Genomic DNA, 18,376 nt, shown 5'->3' with positions numbered 1-18,376 from the left:
AATTTGAAATATATGGTTTATATTTCCTTAAAATTAATGATTGTGCTACTTCCTTTGTAATGCCTAAGGTATCTTGCCTATATCTGGTAATTTTTTGCTTGTCTTTTACCTTAGCCGGGTCGGTTAGCCGGCCATATAATGCTGCCGGGGTTGATGGCGCCGTTAGCCATTTTAGGTCTGCTTCGCAGGAATTTGCCCAAAGCACCGCCGAACTGCAATCGGCTATTAAGCTGATAAATAACCAGGACCAGGAAACTATTGAGAAGGCCAAAAATGCCTTAAAGAACAGCCGGTTACATTATAAAAGAATAGAAGCGTTTCTGGAATATTTCTTTAAACATGCGGCCGTAGCTTATAATGCGCCGGCTAAAGTCGAAATTGAAGAACCCACGCTGGAAATTAATGAAGCGGCCGGCCTGCAGCAAATAGAAGCGCTATTATTTACCGACGATGTAGAAGCCCAAAAAAAAGCTTTGCTGCAGCAAGCAGAATTTATTTATACTTCGGCCACTGATTTAAATTCTCTTCTGCACAATTTTAAGGCGGACGATAAGCAATTATTTGAAAGCCAGCAATTAGAATTGGTGCGGGTAATGACCTTGGCTATTACGGGTTTTGATGCGCCTTTCTTAAAAAGCGGAATGGCGGAGGCGCACGAAGCACTGGCTGTTATGGCGCATACTTTAAAACCTATTTTAAATAAACAGAGCAAATCCGCTGAAAAAATAAATTTCTATTTAAACGGTACGTTAAATTATCTTAAAAAAAATCAGGATTTCGATACCTTCGACCGGCTGGCTTTTCTGACCGATTACGCATTGCCGCTGCAGGTGCAATTAAATAAATACCTGAAAGAGCAAGGCCTGGAACTGAATACCGCCCCGGTTTTGAATTACAAGGCCCACCATTTATTTAATCCGGGAGCGCTACAAATAAGTGGATTTCCTAATGCCGAGCGCATTTCTGCGGCCGCACCGGTAATTAAATTAGGGAAAACTCTATTTGCCGAAAATGCCCTTTCGGGCGATAATTCCCGCAGTTGCGTTACCTGCCATAATCCAAATAAATATTTTACCGATGGCTTACCTAAAAGCATCGGCCTTAACGGGCATGCCTTTGTGCCAAGAAATGCTCCTACCTTACTCTACGCCGGTTTCCAGCAGACACAGTTTTGGGATGGCCGGGTTACCAGCCTGGCGGACCAGGTAAAAGAAGTTATCAGCAGCCCGATAGAAATGAATGGTAAACCCCGGGAAATAATAAAATGGCTGCAGCAGCAGGAAAAATATAAGAAAATGTTCGCGGAAGCTTTCCCTAATGAACCCGATAGCCTGGTTACGATGGGTAAAATAAGTAAAGCTTTGGCCTCCTTTATTTTCACGCTCCAACCCTATAATTCACCCTTTGATAAATACATGCAGGGCAATAAAAATGCCCTGACCGCAGACCAGGTAAAAGGTGCTAATTTATTTATGGGTAAAGCGCAGTGCGGCACCTGCCATTTTGCGCCTTTATTTAACGGTTTGCTACCTCCTTTTTACCAGATTTCGGAAGTAGAAGTTTTAGGCGTTACCCGCACCGATAATTTAGAAAAACCCGAAGTAGATCAGGACAAGGGGCGGTATGGTTTGTATCCTATCGAATTTTACGAAGGCTCCTTTAAAACGCCCACGGTCCGGAATGTAGCGCCAACCGGTCCCTATATGCACAATGGGGCTTTTGATTCCTTAGAAAAAGTAATGGATTTTTATAATAAAGGGGGCGGAGCTGGTTTAGGCCTGAACATCGAAAACCAAACTTTAGGAGATCAACCTTTAAACCTGACAGAAACCGAAATCAAAAATATTATCAGCTTTTTGCATGCCCTTACCGATGCCACGGCGCAAGAACAGGCCTCGGCAAATGCCGCAACTAACCTCAAAAATTAACCAACCAAGAACGCTATTGTTATTTAACCTTGTACCTATGCCGCTATTTACAGTATCCGCAACTTATGAATTAATAAATATTAAATGGTTGAGGATAATATTATTTCTATCGGTTTTAATGCCGCTCGATTGTCTTGCCCAGGAAGTACCCACCACCCCGGCCCCACGGGTGATGCGGTACCGGAATAAACTTCCCCATCCCGGTTTACTGCGCGGCCCTTATTTGCAGGCTGCTACCAGTACCAGTATGTTAATACGCTGGCGAACCGATGCCTTATCCAGAAGCCGGGTACGTTATGGTACTACCGCCGGCAATTTAGATAAAATGTCCAGCGATTCTGCCCTCGTGCTCGACCATCAGGTGAAGCTGACCGGACTTTTGCCACGCACCAAATATTATTATAGTATCGGCGCTTTTACGGATACCCTACAGGGCGACGAAAACAATTATTTCATGACGTTACCGGTGCCGGGAGAAGAAGGTAAATACCGGATTGGCATATTCGGGGATTGCGGCACCAACAATGTGCAGCAGCGTACCGTCCGCGACCAATTTGTTAAATACCTGGGCAATAATTATATGGATTCCTGGATTTTGCTGGGCGATAATTCTTACGAAAACGGTACCGATGCCCAATACCAGCCTAATTTCTTTAATGTTTACAAAGACAACCTGCTCAAAAAATACCCATTATTTCCGGCGCCCGGCAACCACGATTATGGAAATATTGATTTCCCGTATGTTAATGTCCCAAACCGCGGGTATGACATTGCCTATTACCAGAATTTTTCGATGCCCATTGCCGGCGAATCGGGCGGCGTTCCGTCAAATAACCCGGCCTTTTATTCTTTTGATATCGGCAATATTCACTTTTTATCGCTGGATTCTTACGGCCGCGAATCCAAAAGTGCTTATAAAATGTACGATACCCTGAGCGAACAGGCGCAATGGGTAAAAAGAGACCTGGAGGCGAATAAAAATAAAGGTTGGGTTGTGGCTTACTGGCATCATCCGCCTTACACCATGGGTACCCACGATTCCGATAAAGAAGCCGATTTAATTAAAATCAGGACCGATTTTATCAGAATTCTGGAACGCTATAAAGTAGACCTCATTATTTGCGGGCACAGCCACGTGTACGAACGGTCTAAATTAATGCAGGGCCACTTCGGGCCTGAAGCCACATTTAACGCGAAAGAGCATAATTTAAATCAATCAACCGCTTTGTACAACGGCACCGATAACGCTTGCCCTTACATTAAAGATGCTAAAAACGACGCCGGAACGGTATATGTCGTAACCGGATCAGCCGGCAAACTAGGTACACCCAAAGCTACTTACCCGCACGATGCCATGTTTTACTCCAATGCCACCATGGGCGGCGCATCTATGCTGGAAGTAGAAGGTAACCGCCTTGATTTTAAATGGATTGCGGCTGATGGCGTTATCAGAGACCAGTTTACCATGATGAAGGAAGTAAACAAGAAGACCAAAATAAAAGTTAAACGCGGCAAACCGGTTACTTTAACGGCTTCTTTTAATGGCAAATATTCCTGGACCAATAGCCCGCAAACCAGCAAAAGCATACAGGTAAGCCCCCCGGTTGGTACAACCACCTATACGGTAAAAGATCAATACAATTGTGTGCGCGATGTATTTGAGGTTAAAGTTACCCGATTTTAATGAGCTGTTATAAACCTGGTAATTGAACCACTTATGAGAACATTTTTGCCCTTCTTCGAATTTCCTGTGTCTGTAATTAAGCTTTATAAATATTTTGTATTAGTCGGTTTATTTTTATTATTCGTGATGGCCTTATTTTCATTCCGGGGCAATCAGCAAAAAATATTAATATTTACCCAGCCCGACGGGAGGGAAGCGGCCAAATCGGCACATTTGGAATTGCTGCAAAAATTAGGGGCAAATAAAAAAATAGCCCTTAAAACCACGGCTTTAGCCGCTGATTTTACCGAAGATTCTTTAAAAAATTATCAGGCTGTTATTTTCCTGAATACTGTACCGGCAGAGGTGTTGGATTACCGGCAACAGGCCGACTTTGAGCGCTTTATACAGGCTGGCGGTGGTTTTATGGCCATTAATGCGGTAAGCGATTCGGTGCGTAACTGGCAGTGGTACAAGAACCTAAATGATGCGCGGTTAAAATCGGCAAAGGCATCTTACCAGGATAAATACGATGGCGGCCGCGTTAATTTTATTCAGACCGGACCGGAAGTGACTTCTAAAAATACCACAAAAATATTGGCTACCTGCTTAAAATATATCCTGGGAGAAGGCAAATTAAACTACCAGAAAGCCACCACCTTACGGGTACCGGAAGAAAACCGGTTTATTACTGAGGTAATTGAAACGTACATGTATGAGCCCATGGAAATGGTTATTTTTAAAGATGGCCGCATCCTGTACATTGAGCGGCGCGGTAAAGTAAAGCTATATAATCCGGTAAAAAAACGATCTCGCGTAATTGCCAATTTCGATGTAAGCATTATTGGTAATTACGAAGACGGTTTGCTTGGCGTAGCTTTAGACCCCAATTTCGAAACCAACAATTGGATTTATTTTAATTATTCTCCAGCCGGCAATATTCCAAAACAGCATGTATCGCGTTTCGAAATGATCGGCGACAGCCTGTTGATGAGCTCCGAAAAAGTTGTGTTGGAAATTCCTACGCAACGCGAAACCTGCTGCCATTCTGCCGGCCACCTGGAATTTGGCCCGAACGGTGATTTATATATTTCAACCGGTGATAATACGAGTTCCAAAGAATCAGACGGACTATCGCCCATTGATGAACGTCCGGGCCGGATGCCGTTTGATGCGCAAAAATCATCCGGTAACACCAATAGCCTGACCGGTAAAATATTGCGCATTCACCCGGAACCGGATGGCTCTTATACCATTCCGAAAGGAAATTTATTTCCGCCGGGCACACCCGGCACCCGCCCCGAAATATACGTAATGGGAACGCGTAATGCTTTTCGGTTTACTGTGGATAAGCAAAACGGGTACGTCTACTGGGGCGATGTAGGGCCCGATAGTGGCGTGTCTTCGGAGCGGGGACCGCAAAGTTACGACGAATGGAACCAGGCCCGGAAAGCCGGCAACTTTGGCTGGCCCTATTTTGTAGGGAATAGCTTTGCTTATGCTGATTTCGATTTTGCCACTAATAAAGTAGGGCCAAAATTTAAACCTGAGGCACCCGAAAATTTATCACCAAATAATACCGGCGCTAAAATATTGCCGCCGGCTCAAAAACCCATGATATGGTACCCCTACAGCGAATCGAAAGAATTTGCCTATCTGGGTAAAGGCTCGCGCAGTGCTATGGCCGGCCCGGTTTATTATGCCGCCGATTATCCGGCAGAAACCCGTTTCCCGGATTATTACAACGGTAAATTATTTATTTACGAATGGGCCCGCAGTTGGGTAAACGTAGTATCGTTCGATAAAGAATTTAATTTAACCAAGATTGAGCCTTTTCTGCCGGAGCAACCCTGGTTTAAACCCATCGATATGAAGTTTGGGCCGGATGGCGCTTTGTATATTCTGCAATACGGCACCAGTTATTTTGCCCACAACGCCGATTCGCGCTTAATAAAAATATCTTACGCTAAAGGAAACCGGCAGCCCATTGCCAAACTGTCGGCGGATAAAGTGCTGGGAGCCGCGCCCCTGACGGTAAATTTCTCGGCGGCGCAATCTTTTGATTACGACAAAAAAGATAAGCTAAGCTTTTCCTGGAAGTTTAACGAAGCCGTAGCTGCTGGGGCAAATACCAGCGAGGCAACTTATACCTTTACCAAACCAGGCATTTACCGGCCTACCGTTATTGTTACGGATTCTGAAGGGAAATCTACCGCCACCGATGTTGAAATAAAAGTAGGGAATGAGCCGCCCCAGGTGGTAATGGATTTAGGTGGTGCCAATCGCTCTTTTTATTATGATAATCAGAAAATTAATTACAAAGTTATTGTAACCGATAAAGAAGACGGCACTTTGCAAAAAGGCATTGATCCTTCGGTGGTATTTATGTCGTTCGATTACCTGAATCAAAGCCGGGATTTAGCTTTATTAGCCTCTAACCCGCAAATGACGGGCGGTTTACAATTTCTGCGGGGTAAAACTTTAATTGCCGGCAGCGATTGCCAATCCTGCCATAACCTGGATAAAACAAATATCGGCCCCAGTTATTCAGAAATAGCAAAACGCTATTACCGCGTACCCGATGCACCGGATATCCTGACCATGAAAGTACTTAAAGGCGGCAATGGCCAATGGGGTAAAAACATGATGGCCGCGCATCCGCAACACACCAAAGAAGAAGCCATGGAAATGGTGAAATATATTTTGTCTTTAAGCAGCAAACAAAATATTGCGTTACCCTTGGCAGGTTCTATTACCACCAACCAGCATGTAGCCGATGGCGGTAAGGGTATTTACGTTATCCGGGCCAGTTATGCCGACAAAGGCCATCCACCCATTGGCTCTCTTTCCGAGAATCTGCTGTTTAAACTACGGAACCCAAAAGTGCAGGCCAAAGATTTTGATATTTTAAAGGGTGTTGATATAAAGCAAATGGATGGCAGCCGCTCTTCTTTTATCTCTGCAAAGCAGGATGGGGCATATATCGGACTTACAAATATTGATCTGACCGCAATTGATAAACTTACTTTTAGCTGTGGCACCGGGCAAGCGGGTAGCCGCATCGAAATTCGCCTGGATGCACCGGACGGAAAACTGGTTGGTACCGCAGAGGTGCCATTGCTTGACAAAAATACACCTTTTAAAAATTTTAGCACCACTATTCTGAACGCCAACGGACAACATCATTTATACCTGGTATTCCGGAACGGGAAAAACCGAAACGACCTGCTGAACCTGGAATGGGTTTACTTTGATAATGGGAATGGCCGGCAGGCTTCTAAGTAAAATATTCATTCTGGTTGTCAACACTCATTTTAGAAGATTTACCGCTCATAAATAATTACATCAATAAATTCTAATGAAAGGATTTTTCATTTTTTATACTTTTTTAAGTTTTCTAACTGTACCGGCTTCCGCTCAGGAAACCATTAAGCATTATCTTTCCGGCACCGATAAAGACCATACCGTAACCTGGGATTTTTATGTAGACAAAGGCCGTAACAGCGGCAAGTGGTCTAAAATTCAGGTGCCTTCTAACTGGGAACTGCAAGGTTTTGGTAATTATAATTACGGGCAGGATTTAAACAAACCCGAAGAACAGGGTAAGTACAAACACACTTTTAAAGCCGACAATACATGGAAAAATAAAAAGATATTTATTGTTTTTGAAGGTGCCATGACCGATACCGAAGTGAAAGTAAATGGTCAGTTGGCCGGACCGGTGCATCAGGGCGGCTTTTACCGCTTTAAATATGATATTACCAACCTGATAAAATTTAATGAAGATAATTTACTGGAGGCTACTGTTAGCAAAGCTTCTGCTAATATATCAGTGAATAATGCCGAGCGAAACGGCGATTTCTGGGCACTGGGCGGCATTTTCCGGCCGGTTTATTTAGAAATAGTGCCCGAAGTAAATATTGATAGGATAGCGATTGATGCTCGGGCAGATGGCAATTTTACAGTAGAAGTATTTGGTAATAAATTAACCGACCAGTATACGGTTCTGGCGCAGGTACAGCAAATAAACGGTAAAAAGTTTGGTCCGGCTTTCGCCGCTAAGGGAGCTGCCAATCAGGAAAAAACTGTTTTAAAAAGTAAATTCAAAAAACCGGCTTTGTGGAACCCGGAGTTTCCTCATTTATATAAAGTAACTATTTCCTTAAAGGGGCCGGAAGGAATTATTCATACCAAAACAGAGCAATTCGGATTCAGAACGGTTGAAACCAGGCCGCGCGATGGACTATACGTAAACGGGCAAAAGGTAATTCTGAAAGGGGTAAACCGCCATAGCGCGTGGCCGGAATCGGGGCGTACACTCAGCAAAAAACTGAACCGGATGGATATTAACCTGATGAAGGACATGAACATGAACGCCGTCCGGATGTCGCATTACCCACCCGACCAGGATTTTCTGGATTTATGCGATTCTTTGGGATTATTTGTACTGAATGAGCTAACCGGCTGGCAAGCCGAGTACGATACGGAAGTCGGCCGTAAACTGGTTAAGGAACTGGTAATCCGGGATGTAAATCATCCGAGTATTATTTTCTGGAACAATGGCAACGAGCGGGGCTGGAATTTTGCTTTAGATAATGATTTTGACCTGTACGACCCACAAAAACGAACCGTACTGCATCCGATTGAGCGTTTAAATGGGTATGATACCAAACATTATATTACGTATGATTATCTGGTAAATTCTTATTTATACGAACAAGAATTATTGCTGCCTACCGAGTTCATGCACGGTTTGTATGACGGTGGCCACGGCGCCGGGCTCGATGATTTCTGAAACCTGATGGTTCGGCACCCGCTCTGTGCCGGCGGTTTTTTGTGGGTATTTGCAGATGAGGGTATTAAACGAACAGATAAAGATGGCAAAATTGATATTAACGGCAACAAAGCGCCCGATGGTATAGTGGGGCCTTATCGCGAAAAAGAAGCCAGCTATTTTACCATAAAAGAAATCTGGTCGCCGGTTTACCTGGATGAGAAATTCCTGACCCCATCTTTTACCGGGAAGCTGAAAGTAGAGAACCGGTATGATTTTACCAATTTAAACCAATGCACCTTTTCCTGGAAACTGGTTTCCTATCCGGGCGCCGGCAGTACCACCACCGATTATAAAGTTAATGCCACCGGAAAGCCCAAACCTTTATCGCTTGCTCCGGGCGAGAACGGATTGTTGAACCTGGATTTACCTGCATCGTGGCGCGAGAGTGATGCCTTGTTTCTGACAGCCTATGACCCTTATAAGCGGGAATTATTTACCTGGAGCTGGCCCCTGAAGTCGGCTGCTGAGATAGCGGCGCGGGAAATTAAAACGATTGATAGGGCATCCAAAGTAGAAGCCACCGAACAAAACGACAGGCTAATTATTAAGGTTGATGGCATTACTTATCATTTCGATAAAGCTACCGGCAATTTAGCCCAGGTGGTAAATGCAAAGTCTGCTATATCGTTATCAGGCGGACCGGTTGTAGCCGGCGTAGACCATAAATTAAAAGAAATAAAACAGGGCCGGGACGGAGAAACATATTGGCTGGAACCCATCTATGAAGGTGATAAAGAAAATAGCTTTCAGGTAAAATGGACTTTTACCCCGGGCAAACCGGTAAAACTGGATTACAATTATGCCCAGAAAGGGGTTGCTGATTTTATGGGTATTACTTTCAACTATCCCGAAGCAAATATTACCGGTATGAAATGGCTGGGCCGTGGGCCAAACCACGTCTGGAAAAACCGGCTGCGCGGCTTGCAATTTAACGTATGGCAGAAAAATTATAACAACGCCATAACCGGCGAAGCCTGGCAATATCCCGAATTTAAAGGATATCATGCAGAATTATATTGGGTAACGGTGCAAACCAAAGAAGCGCCTTTTACGGTTTACGCTGCCAACGAAGGCATATTTCTGCAAATGCTCCAGCCGGCAAAACCTTTGGGCGCCGCCAATAATAATACCAGTCCGCCTTTTCCGGCCGGCAATATTGGTTTTCTGAATGCTATCAGCCCCATTGGCACGAAGTTTCAGTCAGCGTCCTTAATGGGGCCACAGAGCCAGAAAAATGCGATGCTCAATAATTCTCCGGTTAAGGGTGAACTTTGGTTCGATTTCAGATAAATTTAAACCGGATAATTAGCATTTTTCTCCTTATAATACGCCTTTAAAATATTTGCCCAAATGAAATTAGTCCATCAAACCTATTGGCTAACCTTTTTTTTACTGATGGCCGGAATTACCGCTTGTGTACAAAGTAATAAAGCCACTAGTACCGATTCAATTAACCAGGTAGTAGAACAGCCGGTTGCGCCGGCGCAACGCCCCGAAGAAAATCGGTTTGTAAAAACCGTTCTGGCCGAGGGGTTGCGCGAACCAATGGAATTAGCCATAACACCTGCCGGTAATGCTTTCTGGATTGAGCGGAAAGGTTATATTTTTTATTTTGATGCGAGCAGTAATAAACCGGTAAAAGCAGGACAGGTAGAAGCTTTTTATGGGAATAACGATGGTTTGCTAGGCATTGCCTTAGACCCAGATTTTGCCACAAATAAATTTGTTTACCTTTATTATTCACCGGCGGGTACGGTTGCAGAACAAAAATTAACCCGATTTACTTTTGACGAAACAGCTAAAAAGCTCACTTCAGAGAAAGTTATTTTAACTATACCCACGCAGCGCCAGGAGTGTTGCCATTCGGGTGGTGGTTTGGCTTTTGGCCCCGACCGGAATCTATATATTGGCACCGGCGATAATGTTAGTCCTAAAGAACAGGATGGCTATTCGCCGCTGGATGAACGTCCCGGCCGGTCGGCTTTTGATTCGCAGGGAACAGCTGGTAACAGCAACGATTTACGGGGTAAAGTGCTGCGCATCCGGATAGCGTTAGATGGTACCTATACGATACCGGAAGGTAATTTATTCCCGAAAGGGATGCCTAAAACCCGCCCCGAAATATACGTAATGGGTGGCCGTAATCCCATCCGGTTATCTATCGATAAGAAAACCGGATATTTATATTTTGGCGATGTTGGTCCGGATGCTAATGCTCCCAGTGCCCGCGGCCCGGAAGCATTTGATGAAATAAATGTAGCAAAAAAAGCGGGTAACTTTGGCTGGCCTTATTTTGTAGGCGATAACAAAGCTTACCCAAAATATGATTTTGCCACCGGAACTATAGGTGCCTATTTTAATCCGGAAAAGCCGGTAAATAAATCGCCCTACAATACCGGTATCCAGGTATTACCGCCGGCTCAGCCGGCCATGATTTGGTATAGTGGCCCCGTTAATCCCCGATTTCCGTCATTAGGTACCGGCGGGCGTTCGGCTATGGCTGGACCAGTTTTCCGGTTCAACCCCAATAGCAATTCGCCTTATCAGTTTCCGGCTTATTACGACAACACTTTATTTATTCACGACTGGATGCGGGATTGGGTGAAAGCCGTTAAACTTGATGAACAAGGTAATTTAAAATCAATAGAAGATTTTATGCCCAACAATGGGTTTTCTTCGCCAATGGATATGGAATTTGGACCGGATGGCACTTTGTACGTGCTGGAATACGGCGATGGCTGGTACAGCGAGAATGCCGATGCCAAGCTGGTACGAATTACTTATATCAAAGGAAACCGTCCGCCAGTAGTTAAAATGAGTGCCTCGGCCCTTACCGGCAGGGTTCCTTTAGAAGTAGCATTTTCCAGTAAAGGTACGATGGATTTGGAAGGCGATGCGGTAAAATACGAATGGCGGTTTATGAATTCTGACCAGGTTAACGCTACCGAAGCTAACCCCATCTATACTTACGAAAAACCTGGTATTTATAGAGCTAAGTTAACCGTAACAGATACGCAAGGGCAAAAATCTGAAGAGGAAATAGAAATTATTGCCAGAAACACGCAGCCCGAAATTGCGATTGAGTTGTTTGGGAATTCTTCTTTTTACTGGCCCAATCAGAAATTAAAATATAAAGTATTTGTGAAGGATGCCGAAGATGGCAGCACCCAAAATAAAAGCATAAACGCAGCTCAGGTGCCGGTTTTCCTGGAATATTCAACCAGCGGCGATAATTTATCCCCTTTTCTGACAGCGCAGCATAAAGAAACGACTGCCGGGGCGGAATTGGGAAATCATCCGGGAAAAATATTAATGGCGCAGAGCGATTGCAAAGGCTGCCATGCTCCGGATAAAAAATCTATCGGTCCGAGTTATCAGGAAATTGCGCTGCGGTACAAAAGCGATGCGACTGCCCTAGACCGGCTGGCCGCTAAAATTATCAAAGGTGGGGGCGGTGTCTGGAACCGTAATTTTGTCATGGTGAGTCATCCGGGTTTGTCTGTCCAGGCCGCTTCCGAAATGGTAAAGTATATTTTTACCTTTGCTGAACAAAAAGCCGCTCCGCTGCCATTAGCCCCCGAAGGATTTTTATCTTTTAAACTGCCAGCTACGAATAATACAGCTGGTATATTCCGGTTAATGGCTACTTATACCGATAGGAGCGGAGCCGAGGTGAAGCCTTTAAGTGCCACTGCATGGCACGTTTGGCGTTCGCCCCGGGTGCAGGCCGAAGATCATACTTTAATAAAAAAATTAAAGGTTATTGGCCGCCTGGAAGATGGCGATAAGCGGTATTTGGGCGAAACCGCGAGTGGGGCCAATGTGCTGTTTAAAGACCTTGATTTAACCGGTGTTGGAAAAGTAAGCCTTCGTTACGCTGGTGTTTTGCCGGGTTCTACAGCCGAGGTTCGACTGGATTCACCAACCGGCGAAATTATCGGCAGCACCGCACTGCCCGAAACCGGAAATATGGAAAAATGGCAGTTGGCAGTTTGTAACATAAAACCAACTACCGGTAAAAAGAATATTTACCTTGTTTTGCAAAATCCGCAGCACGTTAAAAATATTGTGAACCTGGATTGGCTGGAATTTTCGCTTGCCAGAAACCAGTAATCTGGTAATGTTACAATTGATAATTTAGATTTATTTTGTTAGCAGGCAGGTAAAATGAGTCAGATTATCTTTATTAATCCGTCAATTCTACCCAGACCGGAGCATGATCGCTTGACTTCTCCCAACCCCGCACTTCCTTGTCTACCCCAGCCGAAACAAGCCTGGGTTTCAGGTGTGGGCTAAGTAGTAAATAGTCGATCCGTAAACCGGCATTGCGGGTAAAAGCACCCCGGAAGTAATCCCAGAAGGTATAAATTGCTTCTTTTTCGTGTACCTGGCGTAAAGCATCTGTCCATCCCTGGGCTAGCAGGGATTGGTAAGCCTGGCGCACCTCCGGCAGAAACAAAGCATCTTCTAACCACCTTTCGGGCCTATATGCATCTAGTTCAGTGGGGATAACATTATAATCACCTGCTAATACAACAGGAACATCAGAATCCAGTAAGGTTGCCGCATGAGCTTGAAGTCTGGTAAACCAGCTCATTTTATAATCTAATTTGGGGCCAGGAGCAGGATTACCGTTGGGCAAATAAAGGCAACCAACCAGGATGCCATTTACCTTTGCTTCGATGTACCGGCTTTGGGTATCATCCGGATCGCCCGAAAGCCCGCGTCGGATTTCCGTTGGCTGTTCGTTCCGCGATAAAATAGCTACCCCATTCCAGCTCTTTTGTCCGTGCCAGATTGCCTGATACCCCACTTCTTGTATAGCATTTAACGGAAATTTCTCTGTTGGGGCTTTTAACTCCTGCAGGCAAACCACATCTGGGGTTGTTTCCGTTAACCAGCGCAACAGTACCGGCAGCCGGGCATTAATTCCATTCACATTATAAGTAGCAATTTTCATATAGTTCTTCTTACTGCTTATTGCCGTTTTCTGTTTGGCTGCTAAAGCCTATACAATATTTCTTTTCTCTGCGCAGCATTAGCGCCGCGCTTTAAGTACTTGCATATATGCCAATTATTGGCTGGCGTAACCCGAATATCCAGAACTTACGCCGTTTTTTTTACCTGCTGTTTAGCTTTTATTTAGGTACTGCCAATATTTGGTATCATCAGCAGATTTTATTCGCCTTAAATACTTTCTAAAACAGTTTATTTTTAATAGGCACTTTTATCTTTCTAAACCACTTTCTTAAAAAAGGACCAACCTTCAAAGTATTAGTCCTTCAATACATTATATCCTTTATCAATCTCCCATCCGCTGTCGATATTCTTTGGGCGAAACGCCAAGAACCTTCCGCACATACCTGGTGAAAAAGGAGCGACTTGAAAAATTCATTTCATCGGCAATCTCAGAAATATTCAGTTTTTTATTTTGCAATAAAAGTATAATCCTTTCTCTGGCATAGCGTTGAATCCATTCTGAAGCAGTAATATCTGTATTTTGTTTACATATATAATTCAAATACTTAGCGGTAATATGGAGCCGATTGGCGTAAAATTGTACTTCGCGTTCTTTCATACAATGTTCTTGTAGCAATTGCATAAAGCGCTCATATAGAGATCCGCTTTCTAAGGTTCGTTTCCGGTGTTCATATTCATTCGCAAACGTGTGCCACATTTCCAAAATGAACAACTGCATCTGCAGCTTCAATACCTCAGAATAAAATCGGTGACTTGTTTCTGAAAATTTATCGAACAGGAGTTGAAAATTTGATAACACTTTTTGCTTGTAAGTTTTATCGTTCAAATGCAAAATCGGGTTTTCCTTGGAGTGCAATACCACATCTATACTCCAGCTCTGGTCTGGAATATTAGCGAATAGGAAATCTTTTTCCACCAATAAAACCGTTGCTTTAATATTCTTTGAAAAAGTGAGATTGGCCAACTTGCTGTCGGCAAACCAAAACACAAATTCGCCGGGGCTACAGGTATAGGACCGGTCATTAAAAAGAAAGCTAAGACTTCCTCTATGGCAGTAGATATGGGTATGATACCGTTTCAGGAAATCTTCCGGTAACGCCACCAGCCTATGTGCCTGGAGCAAAATAATGCTTACCTCTTTTACTTTTTCCATTCCTATGAATTTCTATAATAGCAATAATAAGAAAAATTTGACATTATATGCGTAAATAGTGTTACAAATAGCGTCTTTTGAATGAATAAATTTGCAATCCTGAACGTTAAAGCAATATGAAAACGCAAGTCCCCGTAATTTTTCAAAGGCTATTAAATGGCGAAGCTGTTCCATTTAATGATTCGGAATATTTCCTCATCATAGATGCTTGCAACGAGACCAGAAAGTTGCTCATTAGATTAAACAATGAACCTGATGCAAATGAAATCAGAAAGCTTTTGGGCCAAATAATTGCTTCGGAAGTGGATGCGACTACTGCCCTTTTCCCACCCTTTCAAATCAATTATGGTAAGAATACTAAAATCGGGAAAAATGTATTTATCAATTTTGATTGTACTTTTTTAGACCTGGGAGGAATCACTATTGAAGATAATGTTATGCTGGCGCCCAAAGTAAGCCTGTTGTCCGAAGGTCATCCAGTTTCACCAAACGAAAGGCAAACACTTACGGCAGGTAAAATCCATATTAAAAAGAATGCCTGGATAGGTGCCAACGCTACCATTTTACCAGGAGTAACCATCGGCGAAAATTCTGTAGTAGCCGCCGGCGCGGTGGTTTCTAAGGATGTTCCGGATAATACCATTGTAGGCGGAGTACCTGCCAAATTTATTAAAACAATCGATTAATTACATTCCGTTCGACCCTTGCTGGTCGGACAAATTAAACTTTAAATAACATGAAAAAAATAACCCTTTTAGCCTTTACATCCCTGATGATTTTGGGACAGGCTTTTGCCCAAACAAAACCAAAAGTAAAATTAGAAAGAACAAAAGCTGTGCAAGAGACTGGGAAATCAGACTATTATACTTTTAAATTGAGCGATAAAGTTACCCGCCAGGAAGTAACTTTTAAAAACCGTTATGGCATTACTATTGCCGCCGATTTATACCTGCCTAAAAACCGGGGCTCCCAATCGTTAGCGGCGCTGGCGATTAGCGGTCCGTTTGGGGCGGTAAAAGAACAATCATCGGGATTATATGCCCAAACCATGGCCGAACGTGGTTTTGCTACGCTTGCGTTCGACCCATCATATACCGGTGAGAGCGGTGGTGAGCCTCGTAATGTGGCTTCGCCGGACATCAATACCGAAGATTTCAGTGCTGCCGTAGACTTTTTAGGTCTGCATCCTTCTGTTGACCGGAACCGCATCGGTATTATTGGTATTTGTGGCTACGCGGGCATGGCGCTGAACGCGGTGGCCGTGGACAAACGCGTGAAAGCCGTTGCTACCACCAGCATGTATGATATGTCGCGGGTAAATGCAAAAGGCTATTTTGACAAGCTGACTTTAGAAGAACGCACCAAAACACTGGAACAAATGAGCCAGCAACGTTGGGCCGATGCCCAGAAGGGCACACCGGCCCCGTCTACCAATAATTTACCGGAAAAACTGCAAGGCAACGAACCCCAATTTGTAGTGGATTATTTCAATTATTACAAAACGCCGCGCGGTTTTCATCCCAACTCGGTTAATTCAAATGGCGCTTGGACAGCTACTATGCCGCTGTCGTTCATGAATATGCCGCTGCTGACTTATATCAAAGAAATATCTCCCCGTCCGGTTCTATTAATTGCTGGCGAAAAGGCGCATTCCCGTTATTTTTCAGAAGATGCTTACCAAGCAGCCGCCGAACCCAAAGAGTTGGTAATTATTCCAAATGCCAGCCACGTTGATTTATACGACCAAACTGATATGATTCCGTTTGATAAATTATCTGCCTTCTTCAACGAAAACCTGAAACCGGTTAAAGCAACTGAAACGGCGAAAGCAGCAGTGGTTCGGTAAGTAAATTTATTATTCATTTCCTAAAATATAGCCTGATGAAATATTCCTTAATAGCCGTTTTTGCTTTAGTTACCTTGTTCAGCATCAGTTGTGATACCCAGGAAAAACAACAAGTTGCCTCTTCTGATTTAAATGCCATTTTCCCGAAAGGGGAATTAGGCCCAGCGGAAAATTTTACGGGCAAGGCCTGGGCCTATAGCATGGTTCCAAATGACACTACTTATAATACCCTGGTAGGCAACGTTTATTTTGAGCCGGGTGCCCGGAGCAACTGGCATATTCATCCGGCCGGGCAAATACTAGTTATTACCGATGGCGTAGGCTATCACCAGATAAAAGGCCAGCCCCGGCAAACGATTAAAAAAGGTGATGTGGTAAAATGCCCGCCGAATGTGATGCATTGGCACGGCGCCAGCCCCGATACCGGCTTACAACAAATGTACATTATCTCTAATACGGAGAAGGGCATTGTGAAATGGTTGCACCCGGTTTCGGATGAAGAATACAGTAAGGCTAATTAAGGTGCAGGTAATCAATATTTGGTGGTGGTATACAATGTATGATGGGGTATCAATTATTAGAACGAGATATAAAATTTGCGTTTAAGAAGCCTCAAAATCATATAGAACAAAGGTTTTATTCCTGTTGAAGCTACAAATCTCTCTTACCTAATGCCCTCATACATTGTATACCACAGCCCAATATTTAACTATTATGAAACATACCCTGGTAATTATTTTTTCGCTTTTATTCATTTCGGCCAGTTGTGCTTCTTGTAAAAAAGAACCCTCTGCGCCCAACAACTCCGATACGGAGAATATAAATGGAAATGATAACACCAACCCGACCGGAAGTAAAATGAAAATAAAAATCGGCCCCAGCACCTTTTCCGCCACCCTATTAGATAATCCCACCGCCACGGCTTTTAAAGCTTTGTTGCCTTTAACTATAAATATGCGCGACCTGAATAGCAATGAGAAATTTTTTGATTTTGCTAATGGTTTGCCGACCAACGCGGCTAACCCGGGAAACATTCAAACCGGCGATTTAATGCTCTATGGTAATAAAACTTTGGTGCTTTTTTACAAATCATTTTCTACGTCTTACAGCTACACCAAACTGGGCCGGATTACGGATATTACCGGGCTAACGGCAGCGCTGGGGGCGGGAAATGTAACAATCACCTTTGAGCTGGAATAAAAGCTTTGGTAGAAAGGTGGCAGTTGGAAAATGTAAAAACTAATTGCCGTTAAACTGCTTAAGAATGGTGTTTGAACCATTGAAAAAAGAGGTAATTAATTGCCAGTCAAAGCTTAAGTAAAGTTAAAGGATAGGGAAGTAAATATTAGTGATTTGCCTACTTGGAACGTATAACCTAAGGTAATTGGATTATAGTTTGAATATCTTAATTAATCGTTTGATTTCCTTAACTCTTTATAGTTGAGCAAGCCGTAAATTTAAAATCCACTATTGTAAACCTTTAAAATATAAAGCCTTGGCAGCATTTAACTTAAAAATTAACGGAAAAGTTCAGCAGGTAAATGTTGACCCGGCCACTCCTATGTTATGGGTGCTACGGGACCACCTGAACCTGGTCGGAACCAAGTACGGTTGCGGCATTGCCCAATGCGGCGCCTGCACCATTCACATGGGCGAGGTAGCCATGCGCTCTTGCCAATTGCCCGTATCGGCGGTAGGCGAACAGGCCATCACTACTATCGAGGGGCTTTCTGAGAAAGGCTACCACCCGGTTCAACAAGCGTGGCTGGAACACGATGTGGCGCAGTGCGGCTACTGCCAGGCCGGGCAAATCATGAATGCTTCGGCTTTGTTAAAAAGCAATCCCAACCCGACGGATGCAGAAATTGAAACGGCGATGAATGGTAATATTTGCCGCTGTGCTACTTACCTCCGCATCAAGGCTGCCATCAAAACGGCGGCCAAATCAACCGCCAAATCTTAATCCACC

The 18,376-nt window shown here is 43.8% G+C and carries 13 protein-coding genes; 11 read left to right on the top strand and 2 right to left on the bottom strand.

Annotated features, from left to right (window positions below):
* Positions 1–98: 98 nt before the first annotated feature.
* The 6 genes from AAE02nite_RS07030 (at position 99) to AAE02nite_RS07005 (ending at position 12,541) form a co-directional block, all read left to right on the top strand.
* Entirely contained in the window at positions 99–1,928 is a 1,830-nt protein-coding gene (locus tag AAE02nite_RS07030; protein WP_170252539.1) for a cytochrome c peroxidase, read from the top strand.
* 37 nt (positions 1,929–1,965) lie between these two features.
* Complete coding sequence (locus AAE02nite_RS07025) at positions 1,966–3,612, top strand: purple acid phosphatase family protein (protein ID WP_218033448.1); 1,647 nt, start codon at positions 1,966–1,968, stop codon at positions 3,610–3,612.
* 126 nt (positions 3,613–3,738) lie between these two features.
* Positions 3,739–6,876, top strand: coding sequence for a PQQ-dependent sugar dehydrogenase (locus AAE02nite_RS07020; protein WP_246150858.1), 3,138 nt, complete (start codon positions 3,739–3,741; stop codon positions 6,874–6,876).
* A 73-nt stretch (positions 6,877–6,949) separates the two neighbouring features.
* The gene (locus AAE02nite_RS07015; RefSeq protein ID WP_146896364.1) at positions 6,950–8,386 is read left to right on the top strand and encodes a glycoside hydrolase family 2 protein; all 1,437 of its coding nucleotides are present in this window, start codon (positions 6,950–6,952) and stop codon (positions 8,384–8,386) included.
* Positions 8,387–8,392: 6 nt separating this feature from the next.
* Entirely contained in the window at positions 8,393–9,718 is a 1,326-nt protein-coding gene (locus AAE02nite_RS07010) for a beta-galactosidase small subunit-related protein (protein WP_146896362.1), read from the top strand.
* Between the two features lie 60 nt (positions 9,719–9,778).
* A complete protein-coding gene (locus AAE02nite_RS07005; RefSeq protein ID WP_146896360.1) occupies positions 9,779–12,541 on the top strand; it encodes a PQQ-dependent sugar dehydrogenase in 2,763 nt (920 codons plus the stop codon).
* A gap of 73 nt (positions 12,542–12,614) precedes the next feature.
* Here the strand turns inward: AAE02nite_RS07005 and xth are convergent, their stop codons facing one another.
* Together xth and AAE02nite_RS06995 are read right to left on the bottom strand one after the other, a co-directional pair.
* Positions 12,615–13,388 (bottom strand): exodeoxyribonuclease III, encoded by a 774-nt coding sequence (gene xth, locus AAE02nite_RS07000; RefSeq protein ID WP_146896358.1) that lies wholly within the window; start codon positions 13,386–13,388, stop codon positions 12,615–12,617.
* A 342-nt stretch (positions 13,389–13,730) separates the two neighbouring features.
* The gene (locus tag AAE02nite_RS06995; RefSeq protein WP_146896356.1) at positions 13,731–14,561 is read right to left on the bottom strand and encodes a helix-turn-helix domain-containing protein; all 831 of its coding nucleotides are present in this window, start codon (positions 14,559–14,561) and stop codon (positions 13,731–13,733) included.
* 116 nt (positions 14,562–14,677) lie between these two features.
* On the opposite strand from AAE02nite_RS06995, the gene AAE02nite_RS06990 reads away from it, so the two are divergent.
* The 5 genes from AAE02nite_RS06990 (at position 14,678) to AAE02nite_RS06970 (ending at position 18,370) form a co-directional block, all read left to right on the top strand.
* Positions 14,678–15,247 carry a sugar O-acetyltransferase gene (locus tag AAE02nite_RS06990; RefSeq protein WP_146896354.1) on the top strand — a complete coding sequence of 190 codons (570 nt, stop codon included), beginning with the start codon at positions 14,678–14,680 and terminating at the stop codon, positions 15,245–15,247.
* Between the two features lie 50 nt (positions 15,248–15,297).
* Entirely contained in the window at positions 15,298–16,407 is a 1,110-nt protein-coding gene (locus AAE02nite_RS06985) for an alpha/beta hydrolase (protein ID WP_146896351.1), read from the top strand.
* 35 nt (positions 16,408–16,442) lie between these two features.
* Positions 16,443–16,928, top strand: coding sequence for a cupin domain-containing protein (locus AAE02nite_RS06980; protein ID WP_146896349.1), 486 nt, complete (start codon positions 16,443–16,445; stop codon positions 16,926–16,928).
* 193 nt (positions 16,929–17,121) lie between these two features.
* Positions 17,122–17,607, top strand: a complete 486-nt coding sequence (locus tag AAE02nite_RS06975) for a cyclophilin-like fold protein (RefSeq protein WP_146896347.1) — start codon at positions 17,122–17,124, stop codon at positions 17,605–17,607.
* A gap of 295 nt (positions 17,608–17,902) precedes the next feature.
* Positions 17,903–18,370: a (2Fe-2S)-binding protein gene (locus AAE02nite_RS06970; protein WP_146896345.1), complete on the top strand. Its 468-nt coding sequence runs from the start codon at positions 17,903–17,905 to the stop codon at positions 18,368–18,370.
* Positions 18,371–18,376 lie beyond the last annotated feature (6 nt).

The sequence above is a fragment of the Adhaeribacter aerolatus genome (assembly GCF_007991635.1).
In the GTDB taxonomy this organism is placed as follows: Bacteria; Bacteroidota; Bacteroidia; order Cytophagales; family Hymenobacteraceae; genus Adhaeribacter; species Adhaeribacter aerolatus.
Note: the sequence above shows the minus strand (reverse complement) of the source record. Positions and strands in the feature narration are given on the sequence as shown.